This is a genomic window from Thioalbus denitrificans (assembly GCF_003337735.1).
GTDB lineage: Bacteria > Pseudomonadota > Gammaproteobacteria > DSM-26407 > DSM-26407 > Thioalbus > Thioalbus denitrificans.
Genome location: NZ_QPJY01000001.1, coordinates 427,319 through 444,404, shown reverse-complemented (window position 1 = coordinate 444,404; position 17,086 = coordinate 427,319). Strand labels below are relative to the sequence as shown.

Below are 17,086 nucleotides of genomic sequence, written 5' to 3'. Positions count from 1 at the left end.
GGGGCGTGCAGCATGATGCTCATTTTCAGCGTCGCTCATCAAGCAGGGCGCGGATGGCGGCGACCATCTCCGCCGGCGGCATGCCGTGCGGCAGCGACTGGCGCAGACGCCCCTCCTGATCCACCAGGTAGATGAACGCGGTGTGATCCACCAGGTAGCCGGACGCGGAGCCCACCTCCTGCCTCCGGTACGCCGCGCCGTAGCGCCCGGCCACATCGGCCAGGACCGCGGGCGAGCCGGTGACGCCGGTGATGGCGGGGTGGAAATAGGCCACGTATTCGGCCAGGTGGGCGGGGGTGTCCCGCTCCGGATCCACGCTCACGAACAGGACCCTCACCCGCTCCAGCTCCCCGGGCGTCAGCGCCGACAGGGCCTGGGCGGTCATGGCCAGCGACGTGGGACAGATATCGGGGCAATGAGTGTAGCCAAAAAAGATCAGCACGACCCGGCCGGCGTAGTCGTGCAGCGACACAGGACCCGAGGCGGACTGGAGGGTGAAGTCGCCACCCCGGGGCGGCACCGCCACCCCCTCGTCCGGCGCCGGATTCCAGACCAGCACCAGCCAGGCCAGGACACCGCCCAGCACCAGGGCGACCGCCATCAATACGCGTTGACCCATACTTTCCTCTCGTCGTCTCCACAACGCGGGGTTGCACACCCGCCCCATCCGCAGGGAACGCAGGATCGCCTGTCTGGCGCGATATTCACTTGCTCTGGATCAAATCTGCAAGCGATCCGTCTGTGCTATAAACATCGGGAGTCGACAGCTTCTGGCTTGTTTGCGTGCCATGCACCGGGGCGAACCGGGGCGTCCACGAACCGATGAATCCGTAACCAGACAGCAACGTGCCCTGCGCCACGGCGCGCACGGCCTATACACCGGACCGTGAACGTTACTCCACTGTTCGCCTTCGCCGTGGGGCTGATGAGCATCCTGCACTGCCTCGGCATGTGCGGCAGCATCATCAGCGCCCTGACGCTCAGCCTGCCCCAGTCGGTGCGCAGTCAGCGCCGGCTGTTGCTGACCTACCTGGCGGTCTACAACCTGGGCCGGGTCGGTAGCTACGCGCTGGCCGGAGCCTTGGCCGGTGGCCTGGGAAAAGCCCTGGCCGGAACGCTGGCGTTGCGGCATGGCCATCTGGTCCTGAGCCTGCTGGGTGCGTGCATCATGGCCGGCATCGGGCTTTACCTGGCCGGCTGGTTCCCGCGCTTCGCCGAGCTGGAGCGCATCGGGACGCCGCTGTGGAGCCGCCTCGAGCCGCTGGCCAGGCGGTTGACGCCGGTGAGCTCGCTGCCCCAGGCGTTCCTGTTCGGAGCGGTCTGGGGCTGGCTGCCCTGTGGACTGGTCTACTCGGCGCTCATCTGGTCCACCACTTCGGGGGGAGCGGTGGAGGGCGCGCTGCTGATGCTGGCCTTTGGCCTGGGCACCGTCCCCGCGGTCTACTCCGCGGGGGTACTGATGAACTGGCTGGCGCGCCTGGCACGCCGGCCCTACATGCGCCAGGCAGTCGGGATATCCCTGCTGATTATGGCGTTTTTCATGTTAGCATGGTCGCTGGGTGTCGAAACCGAAGGTATGCCTGAGGGGGTCAGGTCCTCGGTTTCGCATTTGAACGAGGTTGTTTTCGCATGAACAGACAACAACACACCCTGATTGGGCAAGCACCTGAGTTCCAGGCCGTCGTCAGGGCGACGCGCATCGTGGCGGCCACGGACGTGGCGCTGCTCATCCTCGGGGAGTCGGGCACCGGCAAGGAGCTTCTCGCCCATGCCGTGCACCAGCACAGTCGCCGGGCGGGCCGCGCGTTCGTTTCCGTCAACTGCGCCGCCCTGCCCGAAACCCTGGCCGAATCGGAACTCTTCGGACACCGCCGGGGGGCCTTCACCGGCGCCACCACCGACAGCCCGGGCCGTATCCGCTCCGCGGCCGGCGGCACCCTGCTCCTGGACGAGATCGGCGAGCTGCCCCTGTCCATGCAGGCCAAGCTGCTGCGCTTCCTGGAATCCGGAGAGTGCCAGGCCCTGGGGCAGTCGATGCCGGAGCGGGTGGATGTGCGCATCATCGCCGCCACCAACCGTGACCTGCTGGCGGAAGTCGAGGCGGGACGCTTCCGGGAAGACCTCTACTACCGGCTCAACGTGGTTCCGCTGGAACTGCCGCCCCTGCGCGAACGCGGCGGCGACGTCTCCCTGCTGGTGAATCACCTCACTGCCGAGATCGCCACGCAGCACGGCCTGGAGCCGCCGCGCTACACCCCGCAGGCACGTGCGCTGCTGGAGGGCTACGGCTGGCCCGGCAACGTACGCGAGTTGCGCAATGTCTGCGAGCGCATGGTGGTCTTCTGCAGCGGTCGCGAGGTGGGACCGGACAACCTGCCGCGCGAGATCCGCCGCGGCATCAGCGTCCACGCAACCACCCGTGGCGGAGCCTTTGCCCTGCCGGATTCCGGCGTCTGCCTGGACGACGTGGAAGCCGACCTGATCCGCCAGGCCCTGGACATGGCCCGCGGCAACCGCAGCAAGGCCGCACGCCTGCTCGGGCTTACCCGCGACACCCTGCTCTACCGGCTGAAGAAGTACGCCATCGAGGCCTGAAGCCCTGCGCCGCCCGCCCCGGTCCGTCCGGGGCGGAGCGCACCGTACGCACCGTACCCGTGACGGCCGAAGGCCCGCGCCAATGCGCACCCGCCTCCCCCATGCCACTGCGCTTTGCACCCAGTTCATCCCAGGCCGCATCCCGGTCCACATTCCACCACCCGTGGAAGCAAGCTCGGTGCCAGGAGCACGGCATCCAGTAATCAGTCACTTACCCGACCCAACCCGTTGCTTCTGAGCCATTCACCACTGCGCCATACGCCATATGGCGTACCGGGACATGACAACCCGCCGCACCGCTACCGATTGACGGATAATGAAAAAGGGGCCGAAGCCCCTTTTTCATTTCCCACTTGCAGCGGGCTGCCGTCCCAACAGCCCCGGCGCAACCCTCTTATCTTCGCCTGCCTTCGCGTCCTGGCGCCCCGGCGTTTAACGAACATCCCGGGCGGCTTGCGTAGTCGCGGCGGAAAACTCCCCCGTCACAGCGTCTTGGACAGGGTGAAGGCGCCACGGATGTCGCCCTCCTGGTAACCCGTGGCCTGGTCCGTCGGGTAGAGTTCGTCGAGCTTCGCCTTGACCTCCGGCTTCAGCTCGGCGCCGTGGCAGTTCAGGCACAGCGCCGCGGTGGGAATGGCCTTCATGTAGCGGAAGGTTTCCTGGCCGTTCACGCTCACCACCTCCGCCTTCTCCATCTTGGTGATGTCCTCGCCGGCCGCCTTGCGCTGGTCGAATTCCTCCAGGGCCTGGCGCTCCCAGTCGTCGGCGCGGTTCTGGAAGTTGCGCAGCTGCAGGCTGGTACGACCCACGCTCCAGCCCGTCTGCTCGGACGTGGACCGGGCGATTCCGGGCGCCTCGTTCCGGCATACGCCGATGGCATTGGTGGGGCCGCCCTCTTTCATGGCCGCCTGGAGCTTACCCTTCAGGTCGCCGAAGAACTGCTTGACGATCTCGCGCGCCTCGGCCGTGTTGTCGGCCACGGGGTCGGCGACCGCCGGTCCCGTGCAGAGGGCGCCGAGGATGGCCGTAATCAGGATCTTGCGCATCTGTTTCTCCTCTCTCCGTTACGGGTGTCGCGCCGCACGCGACGCACCCGGGGCAGACGTCGTATTCACCACAGGCACAATCAACCGGGCCCGGCGGATGCCGGGCCCGGTTGATTATAGGGTAACGCCGTTCCGGAACCAGCCTGCCGCTGCGCCGCTGCCGGCGCGGCGGCAGGCCGGGAAGGGGTCAGGCCGCCGCCACGCCCAGCTTCTCGCGCCAGCCCGGGAACAGCTTGTCGGCATCCCAGTGGAAGGACTCGAAGGCGCCCTTCAGCTCCGGATGCTCCATGGCGTAGTCCACCAGGTTGACGCCAGCCTGCCAGGCGTCCTGGGCCTGGCGCAGGGACTTGGCGCCCGCGGTGCCGCCGTCCTTGTGGCCGAAGGCGCCGCCGCCGGAGGTCTGGATCACGTTGGAGTGGCCCAGGTTGTCGAAGAAGCCCGGCAGGCGCAGGGCGTTCATGCCGCCTGAGATGATGGGCGTGGTGGCCTTCATGCCCAGCCACTCCTGGTGGAAGTAGGGGCCGTCGGCGGCATCGCGCTCCAGCATGTAGGCGATGGCCTTGTCGGCGGCGTCACCCTCCATCTTGCCGAAGCCCATGGTGCCGGTGTGAATGCCGGAGGCGCCCTGCAGGCGGGACATCTTGCAGTGCACGAAGGCGGTGTAGCCGCGCTTGGCCGAGGGGCTGGTCACCGCGCCATGGCCCGCACGGTGATAGTGCAGGAACTGGTTCGGGAAGTAGCGGCGGGCGGTGGTGATGGCGGTGGGGCCGGCCACGTAGCCGTCCACCAGGAACGCCACGTGATCGGCGTTCTCGGCGAAGGTCTCGAGAATGTACTCGCCGCGGGCGATGATCTCGAAGGGGTCGTCGGCGGTGATGTTGGCGGAGAACAGCTTCGCCTCGCCGGTCTCGTCCTGGGCGCGGCGCATGGCGTCGGCCACCAGGCGCATGGTCTCCTTCAGGGGCGCGAACACCTGGTTGCCCTGGGGCTCGTCGTTCTTGATGAAGTCGCCGCCCAGCCAGAACTGGTGGCAGGCGTCGGCGAAGGGCTGCGGACGCAGGCCCAGCTTCGGCTTGATGATGGTGCCCACCACCATGCCGCCGTTGGTCATGTCGCGGCCGAGCACGCGCCACATGTCCTGGATGTTCATGGAGGGACCGTCGAACAGGCGCAGGTAGGCCGGCGGCACGTAGAAGTCGTGCATCTTGGCGTATTCCACGTCGCCCATGCCCTGGTTGTTGCCGATGGTCAGGGTCAGGAAGGAGGCCAGCATGGCGCGGCCGTCCTTGATGTTGCGGTCGAACAGCTCCACCGGGTAGGCGATCTTCATCAGCTCGCGGGCCGGGTCGATCTCGTAGACCAGCGCGTCCACACCCTTGGTGAAGTCGTCGGTGGTGCACACCTCCACGTTGGTGCCCGTGGAGCTCTCGGCGGCGAAGTGGGCCGCGGTCGAAAGATATTCGTAGCCGGCCTTCGGCTTCATGATGTAGGCGCAAAGGACATGCCGTCCGCCGGCAATCAGATCCTCTTCCCTGAGCGACAGGTCCGCGTAACGACTGGACTGATCCATATTCTCTACTCCCCTCGTGAAAGCTGGTTGCATCCCGGGCGCACCAACCGTCGGCGCCGGGTATTTCCGCATGGAAACTGGGGTATAGGATATGGGCCCAAGAAAGATAAGGGAATTAATATATTTTTATTGTAAACATAGACGTTTACTTATACTTCATTATTTTCATCGGGTTAGCACGGGGTGGAGCAACACGCGGGCGGGTACGGCGGCCGGCACGGGAAGCATCGATGTGAGCGCCCGCTCCAGATCGGCGAGAACCGTGTACTCGATCACGCGGGCATAGCTGTGACAGCGCTGCAGCAGACAGTGCACCGGATGGTCCAGCCCGCCGGTACGCCGGAACCCGCGCCACAGCAGCAGAACCTCGCCACCGAGGCGCTCATCGAGGCAGCGCCACTCCTGCCCCGCGATCCGCATCCGGAACCCCCGCCCGCCCGGCAGGCGCAGATTCAGTTCGGGGCCATGCAGGCGCAGGGCCAGGCGCACCCGATTGTAGCAGGAGGCCTCGATCAACGCGGTCCGGGGCACCTGTCCCGGCGGACCGGTACGGTCTCGGTGCATCATGCCCTCTCCATCCCTCCGGCGAATCCGGAAACAGCCGGCCCCGTCGTTCCCCGTCCCGCCAGGCACGGAGCATGAATGCTGCGGATGCCACCCGCATGCGGTCACGACAATCGACGCGGACGGATGTCGGCGTCGTCCGGCTCTGCGCCTATTTCTTGACTGTTATGTTCAGATATTAAATTGACAAATCGCATTTTTAATCGGCCTATCTGTGACGCGGTCCACAGATTGACAATCGTTTTCCTCGCTAACCTTCGCACCCGCCCGGAGCACACCGGCATCCCTCTGAAACCCCGTGTCCAACCATTGATGCACAGAACAATGCCGCCAGCTTTCCGGCGCCAGCCGCCCCCGCCCCCACCCGGCGACGAACCCGCCTTCCGGGTTGCCCGGGAACGGGCCCTGCGGCTGCCGCGCCACCTGCGCAATCCCCACAGCGCCACCTACCTGGCCCACCGGGTGGCGCGGGCACACGCCGACCTGCGTGCCCACGTGCAGCGCATCCACCTGCACCTGGACCTGGATGACCACGAGGGCGCCTGCGCCGCGCTGACGGACCTGTTCATCGCTCTGGGCGAACGCGGGACGGCGCTGCGCAAGCGCCTGCTGGACCTGATCGGACCCCGCATTCCCCGGGCTGCCCGCGGGCGGCTGGCGGAAGCGCTGGAGCGGCCGATCGAGGCGCGCAGCCCCCAGGCTCACTGCACCGGGTCGGTTCTTTCCCATGGCCTGGTGGGCGACTGCCGGCTGGTGGAACGCATCGGCGCCGGTGACGAACGGGGTGGCGATGCCCTCGAACAGGCCGACAACCTGCTCCGCGACGGGCAGCTGGAGGCGGCGACCCGGGTCCTGGAGTCCGCCCTGGCCGGGGAGCCCCGGCGCACCGACGTCCTCCCGCTGCTGCTGGAGATCTACCGCCGCACCAGGGACGCCGAACGCTTCAACGATACCTGCGATCGCCTGCTGGGGAGCGGCCGGCCGCTCCCGCGCGAGTGGCTCCTGCTGGCCGATGAACTGGCCGGTGCAGAGACATGAAGCCGGCACCGGCGCGCACCCCGCTCAAGGTGGCCGCATACGGCTTCGCCCCGCGCCTGGCGCAGACCCTGCAGCTTTTCTTCCAGGGTCCCTGCGGCGGGCGCTGCCAGCTCGTGCCGGAAGAGCAGGCGGAGCTGGTGCTGGTGGACATCGACAGCCCCGAGGGGGCCGGGCGCTGGCGTCTCACCGACCCGCGGAACCCGGACCGCCCGCTGGTGGCCGTGGCGCTGCGCAGGCCCGAGCCGGCACCGCCCTGGTTCCTGTCCAAGCCCATCGGCAGCCAGGCCTTCCTGGAGCTGCTGGATCGGCTCGAGCCCCGGCTGCGCGACACCAGCGCCTCCGCCCTGACGGCACCGTCCGCGGCCACCACCGCGCCCCCGGACGGCAGCCGCGGCAAGTCCCGCAGCTTCCGCCAGGCCGCCCGGGGCGCGCGCACGGCCAAGGCCGCCCGCACCCTGGAGGCGGCCTCGTTCCGTCACTTCATCCGCAGCGTTCCCGATGCCGATCCCGGCGATGCCCGGCAACGCGGCCACTCCACCTACGACCCGCGACGCCACCTGCAGGGCCACCTGCAGCAGGCCTGCGCACGGGCGGCGGCCAGCGGCAAGGCGCAGCGCCTGCGCGGCCCCTGGCGCGACATCCTGATCTTCCCCGACACCGGGGAGGTGATCGCCGACCTGGACGAGGCGCGCCTGCGCTCCATGACCGTGATTCCGGTCGACGGCTACGGACAGGTGCTGCTCAGCGAGCTTGCGGCGGAGGAGGCCGAGGCCTTGCGCGGCGCCTCGGCAGGGACGCCGGAACGGCAGGAGACTTTCCTGTGGAAAGTGGCCCTGTGGAGCTCCCGCGGCCGGCTTCCGGGCGACACGGCCTGGGAGACCCCCGTGCGCCTGCGACACTGGCCCAATCTCACCCGCCTGGTGCTGACACCCCATGCCCTGCAGCTGGCGGCGCTGTGGGTGCGCCGCCGCTGCACTCCGCTGGAGGCCGCCGCCGCCCTGCAGCTGCCCCGGCCAGCCGTGTTCGCCTTCTACAGCGCCGCCCTGGCGGTGGGGTTGATGGAGTTCGAGCCCGGGAACGTCCCGGCGTCGCAGCCCGCCCGGCCATCCGGCCGGTCGTTGGCCCGCGGCCTTCTGGGCCGCATTCTCGGCCGGCTGCGCGGCGCGTGAGCAGCAGCGGGACGCACGCCCCCCTTCACCGACACTGATCTCCACACGACCCGATGAGCGACTACAAGATCATCTTCACCGGCCCCGTCGGCGCCGGGAAGACCACGGCCATCACGGCCATCAGCGATACGCCGCCGGTATCGACCGACGAGGCAGCCTCGGACATGACCCGCAGCCGCAAAGCCGGCACCACGGTGGCCATGGACTACGGCGTGCTGCAGCTGGAGGGCGGGGAGCGCATCCATCTCTATGGCACCCCCGGCCAGGAGCGGTTCGACTTCATGTGGGAGATCCTCACCGCGGGCGGGCTCGGCCTGGTGCTGCTCATCGACAACAGCCGCGCCGATCCCTTCCGCGATCTGCACTTCTTCCTCGATGCATTCCGCGGCTTCATCGCTGAGCAGGGCGTGGTCATCGGCGTCACCCGCACCGACCTGGGCGGACCGGGCCTGGACGCCTATCACCACGAACTGGCGGGGCGCGACCTGAACCCGGCGGTGTTCGAGGTGGACGCCCGCGAGCGGGACGACGTGCGCCTGCTGGTCAAGGCCCTGCTCTACAGCCTCGATCCAGGCCTGGGAGCGTAGCCGATGAGCTACCGCCTGATCGCCGGCCACTACCTGGCCGTCTCTCCCGCGGGCGCCTACCACGCCGCCGCCGCGCCGGACGCCAGCCGCCCCCGCACTCTGCTCACCGCCCTGCTGCGCCGGGACGAGACCCCGCCGCTGGAGCTGGAGGGCCTGCGGCGCTGGTGCGGGGTGCACGACAACGGCACCGCCCTCGATCTGCTCCACCACCTGCAGACCCTCGGCTGGCTGGAAGGGCTGGCCACGCCGCGCCGCGCGCCGGGCGGCCCCCTGGAGCAGTTGCTGCCCGAACTGCTGGCGCCGCTCTCGGCCGCCGGACGCGCCCTGCTGGCGGATGCCCAGGGCTTCTACCTCGCCAGTGTCGGATTCCCCCACGAGGCGGCGGAGGAGATATCCGCCCTGAGCGCAGACCTGGCCTCGCTCCATGCGCGCCATCACGGTCTCCTGGGAGGCAATCTCGGCCTTCCCGGCGGCGCCTGGGGCGTACTGGACGCCGCCGGCAACAGCCAGTTCGGCTTCTGGCCCATCCACGCCGGCGGGCACCGCTTCGTGCTGGCCCTTGCCGGCCAGCCGCGGCTCAACCAGCCCGCGCTGACCCGGCTGGTCTGGGCCCTGTGGCGCCGCTACGGCGCCACCGCGGCCTGAATCACCCCCCACCCATCCGACAGGAGCTGCACCCCCAATGGCTGACATCGATTTCGAGGAACTGACCCGCTATGCCCGCGCGTTCACCGGCCTCACCCCGGAACGGGAGGCCCTGCTGGTCCAGATCGGACCCGCCATCCGCCCCCTGCTGCCGGAGGTCACCGAGGCCTTTTATGCCGACCTGGCCCGGGTACCCAAGGCGGCGGCCTTCATCGAGGGACGCATCGACGCCCTCAAGGCCACCCACCTGGGCTGGCTGGAAAGCGTCTTCACCGGCCCGTTCGATGCCGGGTACGCCGCCCGCATGTATCACGTGGGCGACGTGCACGTGAAGGTGCAGATGCCGGTGGAGTTCATGGCCGCCTCCATGACGCTGGTGGGCAACAGCCTGCTGACCACGGTGGCCCGGGTGTGCGGCGAGGATCACGAGCGCTGCATCCGGACCAACGCCGCGGTGAGCGCCGTGCTCGGCTTCTGCCTGATGATCATGCAGGAGTCCTACCAGTCCTCCAGCCTCGCCGAGGAGCTGGACCGCTTCCTCGCCATCACCGGCATGAGCCGGACCCTGTTCAACAACCTCGCCGGCGCCTACCGGGCCTGAGCGGGGACAACAACGATACCCCGGGAGAACGACCATGCGTGCAGACATGCTGAATTCCATCCTGAGCGACCTCAACGGCAGTTCCGCCGACATCGAGGCCTCGGCGGTGATCTCCACCGACGGCCTGATGATGGCCGCCCAGATGCCGGCCGGCCTCGACGAGGACCGCGTGGGCGCCATGAGCGCAGCCATGCTCTCGCTGGGCGGACGCACCGCCCAGGAGCTGGCCCGCGGCGGCCTCGAGCAGGTGCTCATCAAGGGCGAGAAGGGCTACGTGCTGATGACCCACGCCGGCGCCGAGGCGGTGGTGACGGTGATGGCCAAGCCCGACGCCCGGCTCGGCCTGATCTTCCTGGACGTGAAGCGGGCCGCCGAGAGCATCGGCAACCTCATCTGAACCCGGTCTCCGGGCGGCCCGGAGGTGCCGCCCGGCGCCGACTCGGATATGTTAGTGTTCTGCGTCACCCTTGGAGGCACATTCAGCGGCTCGCCCGCAGGGAGCCCCCCGAAAGCACCTCCAAGAGTGACGCAGTACACTAGCAGGCTGACCCGCACCGCATACCGAGAAGACCATGAAGACCCAGAACTACGTTGGCATCCACAAGGACAAGAACAACGGTCTGACGACCGTGGGCAAGATCATCCGCGACGCCTGGGTGTTCGGCCTGATCCCCGAGACCGAGACCTGCGCGGGCTGGAGCTACGGCCGCATCGAGCAGCTCTACGACCAGGTCAGCAAGGCCTGGGAACCCTACGGCCAGCTGGCCTCCAACCTCCCCGACGACCTGCGTGAACGCCATGCCCGCATCTACGCCGCCGCCGTGCAGGGCGCCCGCGAGCAGGGCTGGAATCCGGAGCTGGACGACGAGGATTGATCAGTCACCGGCGACTGGCTACTGAAATCACCGCAATGGCACCACGCGCCGCCCCGTCACCGGCGCGCTGTCGTCCCGCCGGCGCCGCAGGCAGGCCTCCACCGCGGCGGGCAGCTCGCTCATCAGCCGCCACTGGGTCTCCCTGAGATCGGGGAAGTAGTACACGACCGTGCAGGGCACCGGCGCGCTGAGGGACTCACGCTCCGCCGCCGGCCGGAGTTGCCAGGCGATGCGGATGAGTCGCCCCCCCTCGCCGTCCTGGTGGGCATACCCCCCCTGGCTGTCCACGAAGATGATCTCCTCGCGCTCCAGCACCGCCTGGTACTGCATGGAGCGGACGGGAATGAAGACGCAGCCCGATTCGCTGCGCCGGAGCAGGCGCTGCAGGGCATTGTAGAGAGGCGCCGGCAAGGCGCTTTCCCGCTGCTCCACCGGCTGCGGGCGGAAGAAGGTCTCGCGGGTGAAGTACTCGGCCATGAAGGGACGGTTTCCGGTTCCCGGTTGCCAGTTGCCAGTTGCCAGTTGCCAGTTGCCAGTTGCCAGTTGCCAGTTGCCAGTGTGAGGCTGGCCTGGGAGAAGCATCGTTACAAAACCCCACGATGTCTTTGCTGGTAACCGGCAACTGATAACTGGCCGCTCACATCACCCCGTGATCGTGGCGAACACCGCCGGCAGCCGCTCCGGCAGCCGCTCCACGTGGTCGACGATGGCGTAGCGGTTCTCGCCGAAGATGCGGGCCACGTAGCGGTCGGCCAGGGGATCGAGGGTGAGGCAGTAGGTGTAGATCCCCTGCATGGCCAGATCCTCCACCGCCTTCTTGGTGTCGTGGCGCAGGTACTGGGGATCGCGCTCGTCGATGTCGGCCGGCTCGCCGTCGGTGACCAGCAGCACCAGCCGCTTCTGCGCCGACTGCTGGCCCAGGTGCCAGCCGGCATGGCGCAGCGCCGCGCCCATCCGGGTGGAGAGCCCGCCCTGCATCCCCGCCAGCCGCGACTTGGCCTCGTCGTCGTAGGGCTGGTGGAAGTCCTTGAAGCGGTAGTACTGCACGTCGTGGCGCCCGTCGGAGGCGAAGCCGTGCACGGCGAAGGGATCGCCGATGGAGTCGATGGCCCAGGCCAGCAGCCCGGTGGCCTCGCGGGTCAGCTCCACCACCGTGGGACTGTCCGGATTGTCCTTCTCCACCGGCTCGTTGGTGGATTCGGAGAGATCCAGCAGGATCACCACCGCCAGGTCGCGCACGTGGCGGGTGATGCGGATGTTGATGCGCGGATCGGGCATGACGCCCCGGCGGATGTCGATGAAGGCGCGCACCGCCGCATTGATGTCGATCTCCTCGCCCTCCTCGAAACCGCGCTTGCGCACGATGCCCTGGGGCTGCAGGGCGTCGATGAGGTGGCGGATGCGCGAGGCGATGGGCTTGTGCTTGGTGAGGATGGCGTCCATCACCTCCGGGTCGTCCTTGGGCTGGCGGCGCTCGATGACCGTGGCCCAGTCGGGCCGGTAGAGCTGCACGTGGTAGTCCCACTCCTGGTAGTGGTAGGGCTCGGAGATGGGCTCCTTGCCCTCCAGCTCGTTGATGGTGCAGCCCTCCTGGTCGAGGTAGAAGGGCGTGTCCAGCACCCAGATCTCCTGGGCATCGTCGCCGGCCAGCTCACAGTCCAGCTCGTTGACCATCTCCAGCACGCTGACGTACTTGCGCACCTGCTGGGAGGCGGGCTGGTAGTCCACTCCGCGCCCGAAGTCGGCCTCGGCGAAGGCCCAGATGTAGCGGTTGTCGTCGCGGTAGGGAATGGGCCAGCTCTCCAGCACCCGCAGGCCGGGGATGGCGCCGTAGGCGGACAGGTGATTGTAGAACTCCACGCCGGCATTCCAGCTGATGGCGCTGTCGTAGGGGTCGACGGCCAGCCGGGCGCGGAAATCGGCCGCCATGGCGTTGATGGCCGACTCCTCGTCCTCGTAGTGCTCGTCCAGCAGCGCGCGGGCCATGCGCAGCATGAGCTCCATCACCGGATGGATCTCCGGCGCCTCCTCCTCCGGCCGCGGCTTGGCGGTCAGGAAGGAGAGCCACAGCTTGCGCAGGCCGGGGAACTCCCGGCCCGCCAGGTACTCCACCCGCGCGTCCTCGAACAGCTCGATGAACTTCATCTGCGCCGGGGAGAGCTGCTCGGCCGAGATGGGCCGGCGGGTGTAGACCAGGTGCGCCGCGCAGTGGGCCACCGCGGCGCGGTAGATCTCGATGCCGTCGATGCCGTGGAAGGTGTCGTAGGCGTCGGGGACGTGGATCTGGAACTCCTCGATGAAGGGCCTCAGCCCCTGGCGGGTCTCGTAGTCGCCGGAGGTGGGGCGCATGAAGAAGGCCCGCCCCCACAGTGCCCGCAGGTAGAAGTTGAGCTTGCGCTGGTTGTCCACGAACAGGGTGCCGCGCCGCTCCTTGCGCAGCACCGCCCGGGAGGACTCGCTCTTCAGTCCGTAGTAGGCCATCTGCCCGTCGAGATCCCGGGCGTGGGCCTGGGCGCCCCACAGGGCCCAGCGCCGCAGCCCCCCGAGGGTGAGCTTGGCGAGCAGCTCGTCCAGGTTCTCCAGCATCGGCCGCAGGCCCCGCGGCGCCTTGCCGGCCAGCTGGTGGATCAGGCCGAGATACCCGCGCAGCACCTCCGCGTCGCCCAGGCGCTGGGCCGCCAGCGGCAGGCTGGCCATCATCAGGGTCAGCACCGTGCCGGAGGTGTGCGAGGCGAGCTTCATCAGCGCCTCCACCACGTCCGGGATGACGTCCTCGCCCACCTCCTTGGCCACGCCGGGCATCTCCCCCACATAGGTGAGCACCAGGTCGCGTCCGCGGCCCAGCACGCACAGCGCGCGCATGCCCTCGAGATAGTTCTGCAGTCCGCGCGGAGACATCACCCGGGCCGCCTCGTGATAGGAGGACTCCAGGGCCTCGCGGTGCTCGTGGCCCGCCTCGAGCTCGAGGCAATTGACGTACTCGGCGAAGTCGATGGTCATATTCAGTTACCAGCCTTCAGTTTCCAGCAACCAGCTTTTTGAGCAGCCCCGTGAGCATGCGCCGAATCTCCGCGCAACGAGCCCCCAGCTGCTCGAACCGTTCGCCAGCCAGGTAGTTCAGATCCCGGGCCAACATGGCCTGGTATTCCAGCTCGTGAACCGAACCACCGCATATTCTCAGGAAGCGAGCGAAGTCATCTCTGCTGCCCCGCCCGCTCCCCTCGGCAATATTGGCTGGAATCGAAGCTGCCGCCCGACGCAGTTGACTGCACAACCCGAAGCGTTCGTCTTGCGGAAATTCCCGCGTTGTCTCGTAGACCAACAGGGCGAGACAGTGCGACCGCTGCCAGACCAGCAACCTTCTGTAATCCTGCATGACCAGCACCTCCCTGTGCTGCCTGCGTTATCCTGTGACCCGCCACCGGCGACCGGCCACCGGCCACCGGCCACCGGCCACCGGCCACCGGCCACCGGCGACTAAAAATACGTCCCCACTGCCGCGTCCAGCGTGTCGCGCATGTCGGGATCGTCGGTGAGCGGGCGCACCAGGGCCATGCGGCAGGCGGATTCGGGATCGATGCCCTTGCCGATGAGCTGGGCGGCGTAGACCAGCAGGCGGGTGGACATGCCCTCGTCCAGGCCGTGGCCCTTGAGGTTGCGGGAGCGCTGGGCCACCTGCACCAGCTTCTCGGCCACCGCCTTGTCCACGTGACCCTCGTGGGCGACGATCTCGGTCTCGATCTCCGCGCTCGGATAGTCGAAGTCCAGCGCGCCGAAGCGCTGCTTGGTGGACTGCTTGAGATCCTTCATCAGGCTCTGGTAGCCGGGGTTGTAGGAGATGACGATCTGGAAATCCGGATGGGCCTGCACCAGCTCGCCCTTCTTCTCCAGCGGCAGGTTGCGCCGGTGGTCGGTGAGCGGGTGGATCACCACGGTGGTGTCCTGGCGCGCCTCCACCACCTCGTCCAGGTAGCAGATGGCGCCCATGCGGGCGGCCACCGTCAGCGGGCCGTCCTGCCACTTGGTGCCGTTGATGTCGAGCAGGAACCGCCCCACGAGGTCCGAGGCGGTCATGTCCTCGTTGCAGGCCACGGTGATGAGCGGCTTGCCCAGCTTCCAGGCCATGTACTCCACGAAGCGGGACTTGCCGCAGCCGGTGGGGCCCTTGAGCATCACCGGCATGCGCGCGTCGTAGGCCGCCTCGTACATGGCCACCTCGTTCGCCACCGGGCGGTAGTAGGGCTCTTCCTGAATCAGGTACTGCTCGCGGTCGATTTGGTCGCTCATGCTCATTCACTCCGGTGAGGAGTCAGGCGTCGGGCGTGAGGCGCATTCGCGGCGGGCGTGAGAACTCCTCACGCCTCACTCCTCACCCTTCACGTTCACAAAAAAGCCCCTGCCCCGTCACGACGGAACAGGGGCTCCGGTTCAGCGTGCCGCGGTGGCGATCAGACGGCCTTGCCGCGGAAGACCACCATCTCGGCGCCCTTGGACTGGGCGTAGTTGTCGAAGCCCACCAGGCGCACGTGGTTGTTGGGGTGGGCCTTGTGGCAGGCCTCCGCCTCGGCCAGGATCCGGTCCACGTCGGTTTCGCCGAACATGGGCAGCTTCCACATGTACCAGTAGTGGCTGAAGGCGTTCTGGGGCTCGGTGTGCTCGATGGCCGGGTTCCAGCCCTTGGAGATGATGTACTCCACCTGCTTGCGGATGCGCTCGGCATCCATCTCGGGCAGGTAGGAGAAGGTCTCGAACTTGCGGCTGCTGGTGTCACCCAGGCTCGACTTGTAGTCCTGCATTTCGCTCATTGCTTTAATCCTCGTAATCGTTCGAATTCGCGGCTGCGCCGGTGAGGTGCTCGGAGTGAGGGGACTCCTCACCCTTCACACCTCACCCTCCACTCACATGCTTACTTGTGGGACACGTCGAGCTTGTCGACGGTGTCGAACTCGAACTTGATCTCCTTCCAGGTCTCCATCGCGGCCTTCAGCTCGGGGCTGCTGGCGGCGGCGGCGGTCAGAATCTCCTTGCCCTCCTTCTCCAGCTCGCGGCCCTGGTTGCGGGCCTCGACGCAGGCCTCGAGCGCCACGCGGTTGGCCGCGGCGCCGGCCGCGTTGCCCCACGGGTGGCCCAGGGTGCCGCCACCGAACTGCAGCACGGCGTCGTCACCGAAGATGGTCACCAGCGCCGGCATGTGCCAGACGTGGATGCCGCCGGAGGCCACGGCGAAGGCGCCGGGCATGGAGCCCCAGTCCTGGTCGAAGAAGATGCCGCGGCTGCGGTCTTCCTTGATGTAGGAGTCGCGCAGCAGGTCGATCCAGCCCAGGGTGGACTCGCGGTCGCCCTCGAGCTTGCCCACCACGGTGCCGGTATGCAGGTGATCACCGCCGGACAGGCGCAGGATCTTGGTCAGCACGCGGAAGTGGATGCCGTGGTTGGGGTTGCGGTCCAGCACCGCGTGCATGGCGCGGTGGATGTGGAGCAGCAGGCCGTTGTCCCGGCACCACTGGGCCAGGCCCGTGTTGGCGCAGAAGCCGCCGGTGATGTAGTCGTGCATGATGATGGGCGCGCCGATCTCCTTGGCGTACTCCGCACGCTTGTACATCTCCTCCGGGGTGGGCGCGGTCACGTTCAGGTAGTGGCCCTTGCGCTCGCCGGTCTCCTGCTCCGCCTTGTGGATGGCGTCCATGACGAAGTCGAACCGCTGGCGCCAGCGCATGAACGGCTGGGAGTTGACGTTCTCGTCGTCCTTGGTGAAATCGAGACCGCCGCGCAGGCACTCGTAGACGGCGCGGCCGTAGTTCTTGGCCGACAGGCCCAGCTTGGGCTTGATGGTGCAGCCCAGCAGCGGACGGCCGTACTTGTTCATGATGTCGCGCTCCACCTGGATGCCGTGGGGCGGACCGTTGCAGGTCATCACGTAGGCGATGGGGAAGCGCACGTCCTCCAGGCGCAGGGCGCGCACGGCCTTGAAGCCGAACACGTTGCCCACCAGGGAGGTGAACACGTTCACCACCGAACCCTCTTCGAAGAGATCGATGGGGTAGGCGATGAAGGCATAGAAGGCCTCGTCGTTGCCCGGCACATCCTCGATGGCGTAGGCGCGGCCCTTGTAGTAGTCGAGATCGGTGAGGAGGTCGGTCCACACGGTGGTCCAGGTGCCGGTGGAGGATTCCGCCGCCACGGCCGCGGCCGCCTCTTCACGGGGCACCCCGGCCTGGGGGGTAATCTTGAAGCACGCCAGAATGTCGGTGTCCTTGGGGGTGTACTCGGGCATCCAGTACGTTTCGCGGTATTCCTTGACGCCCGCGCTGTAGGTTTTCGCCATGACCGTTCCTCCAGATCGTTGTTTTAACTCCTCCGCCCGCAGGCGGAGGAGTCATGAATCCGCGGTGGCTC

The 17,086-nt window shown here is 67.8% G+C and carries 19 protein-coding genes; 9 read left to right on the top strand and 10 right to left on the bottom strand.

Annotation, left to right across the window (positions count from 1 at the left end; all coding sequences use genetic code 11):
- Positions 1-25: 25 nt before the first annotated feature.
- Positions 26-619: an SCO family protein gene (locus DFQ59_RS02070; protein ID WP_114277999.1), complete on the bottom strand. Its 594-nt coding sequence runs from the start codon at positions 617-619 to the stop codon at positions 26-28.
- Between the two features lie 267 nt (positions 620-886).
- On the opposite strand from DFQ59_RS02070, the gene DFQ59_RS02065 reads away from it, so the two are divergent.
- Both DFQ59_RS02065 and DFQ59_RS02060 read left to right on the top strand, forming a co-directional pair.
- On the top strand, positions 887-1,633 hold the full coding sequence (locus DFQ59_RS02065; RefSeq protein ID WP_245937139.1) for a sulfite exporter TauE/SafE family protein: 747 nt from the start codon (positions 887-889) through the stop codon (positions 1,631-1,633).
- Positions 1,630-2,595: a sigma-54 interaction domain-containing protein gene (locus DFQ59_RS02060; RefSeq protein WP_114277998.1), complete on the top strand. Its 966-nt coding sequence runs from the start codon at positions 1,630-1,632 to the stop codon at positions 2,593-2,595. Before DFQ59_RS02065 ends, DFQ59_RS02060 begins: the two co-directional genes overlap by 4 nt.
- A gap of 482 nt (positions 2,596-3,077) precedes the next feature.
- Here the strand turns inward: DFQ59_RS02060 and DFQ59_RS02055 are convergent, their stop codons facing one another.
- The 3 genes from DFQ59_RS02055 to DFQ59_RS02045 form a co-directional block, all read right to left on the bottom strand.
- Positions 3,078-3,641: a Tll0287-like domain-containing protein gene (locus tag DFQ59_RS02055; RefSeq protein WP_114277997.1), complete on the bottom strand. Its 564-nt coding sequence runs from the start codon at positions 3,639-3,641 to the stop codon at positions 3,078-3,080.
- A 187-nt stretch (positions 3,642-3,828) separates the two neighbouring features.
- Positions 3,829-5,211 carry a ribulose-bisphosphate carboxylase gene (locus tag DFQ59_RS02050; RefSeq protein WP_114277996.1) on the bottom strand — a complete coding sequence of 461 codons (1,383 nt, stop codon included), beginning with the start codon at positions 5,209-5,211 and terminating at the stop codon, positions 3,829-3,831.
- A 165-nt stretch (positions 5,212-5,376) separates the two neighbouring features.
- Complete coding sequence (locus DFQ59_RS02045) at positions 5,377-5,775, bottom strand: hypothetical protein (protein ID WP_211314747.1); 399 nt, start codon at positions 5,773-5,775, stop codon at positions 5,377-5,379.
- Positions 5,776-6,099: 324 nt separating this feature from the next.
- On the opposite strand from DFQ59_RS02045, the gene DFQ59_RS19690 reads away from it, so the two are divergent.
- The 7 genes from DFQ59_RS19690 (at position 6,100) to DFQ59_RS02010 (ending at position 10,690) form a co-directional block, all read left to right on the top strand.
- Entirely contained in the window at positions 6,100-6,813 is a 714-nt protein-coding gene (locus DFQ59_RS19690) for a type IV pilus assembly protein FimV (protein WP_170141993.1), read from the top strand.
- Complete coding sequence (locus DFQ59_RS02035; protein WP_114277994.1) at positions 6,810-7,982, top strand: hypothetical protein; 1,173 nt, start codon at positions 6,810-6,812, stop codon at positions 7,980-7,982. The genes DFQ59_RS19690 and DFQ59_RS02035 overlap by 4 nt, the downstream gene beginning before the upstream one ends.
- A gap of 53 nt (positions 7,983-8,035) precedes the next feature.
- Positions 8,036-8,569: a GTP-binding protein gene (locus tag DFQ59_RS02030; protein ID WP_114277993.1), complete on the top strand. Its 534-nt coding sequence runs from the start codon at positions 8,036-8,038 to the stop codon at positions 8,567-8,569.
- 3 nt (positions 8,570-8,572) lie between these two features.
- Positions 8,573-9,214, top strand: a complete 642-nt coding sequence (locus DFQ59_RS02025) for a hypothetical protein (protein WP_114277992.1) — start codon at positions 8,573-8,575, stop codon at positions 9,212-9,214.
- A gap of 37 nt (positions 9,215-9,251) precedes the next feature.
- A complete protein-coding gene (locus DFQ59_RS02020; protein ID WP_114277991.1) occupies positions 9,252-9,815 on the top strand; it encodes a protoglobin domain-containing protein in 564 nt (187 codons plus the stop codon).
- A 34-nt stretch (positions 9,816-9,849) separates the two neighbouring features.
- Positions 9,850-10,212: a roadblock/LC7 domain-containing protein gene (locus DFQ59_RS02015; protein ID WP_114277990.1), complete on the top strand. Its 363-nt coding sequence runs from the start codon at positions 9,850-9,852 to the stop codon at positions 10,210-10,212.
- Between the two features lie 175 nt (positions 10,213-10,387).
- Positions 10,388-10,690: a hypothetical protein gene (locus DFQ59_RS02010; protein WP_114277989.1), complete on the top strand. Its 303-nt coding sequence runs from the start codon at positions 10,388-10,390 to the stop codon at positions 10,688-10,690.
- A gap of 27 nt (positions 10,691-10,717) precedes the next feature.
- Here the strand turns inward: DFQ59_RS02010 and DFQ59_RS02005 are convergent, their stop codons facing one another.
- From DFQ59_RS02005 to DFQ59_RS01980, 6 genes are all read right to left on the bottom strand, one after another.
- On the bottom strand, positions 10,718-11,167 hold the full coding sequence (locus tag DFQ59_RS02005; protein ID WP_114278468.1) for a hypothetical protein: 450 nt from the start codon (positions 11,165-11,167) through the stop codon (positions 10,718-10,720).
- Positions 11,168-11,332: 165 nt separating this feature from the next.
- Positions 11,333-13,690 (bottom strand): nitric oxide reductase activation protein NorD, encoded by a 2,358-nt coding sequence (locus DFQ59_RS02000; RefSeq protein ID WP_114277988.1) that lies wholly within the window; start codon positions 13,688-13,690, stop codon positions 11,333-11,335.
- A gap of 16 nt (positions 13,691-13,706) precedes the next feature.
- Positions 13,707-14,066 (bottom strand): four helix bundle protein, encoded by a 360-nt coding sequence (locus DFQ59_RS01995; protein ID WP_114277987.1) that lies wholly within the window; start codon positions 14,064-14,066, stop codon positions 13,707-13,709.
- Between the two features lie 101 nt (positions 14,067-14,167).
- Entirely contained in the window at positions 14,168-14,977 is an 810-nt protein-coding gene (locus tag DFQ59_RS01990; protein WP_114277986.1) for a CbbQ/NirQ/NorQ/GpvN family protein, read from the bottom strand.
- A 161-nt stretch (positions 14,978-15,138) separates the two neighbouring features.
- Positions 15,139-15,495 carry a ribulose bisphosphate carboxylase small subunit gene (locus tag DFQ59_RS01985; protein WP_114277985.1) on the bottom strand — a complete coding sequence of 119 codons (357 nt, stop codon included), beginning with the start codon at positions 15,493-15,495 and terminating at the stop codon, positions 15,139-15,141.
- Between the two features lie 101 nt (positions 15,496-15,596).
- A complete protein-coding gene (locus DFQ59_RS01980; RefSeq protein WP_114277984.1) occupies positions 15,597-17,015 on the bottom strand; it encodes a form I ribulose bisphosphate carboxylase large subunit in 1,419 nt (472 codons plus the stop codon).
- Positions 17,016-17,086 lie beyond the last annotated feature (71 nt).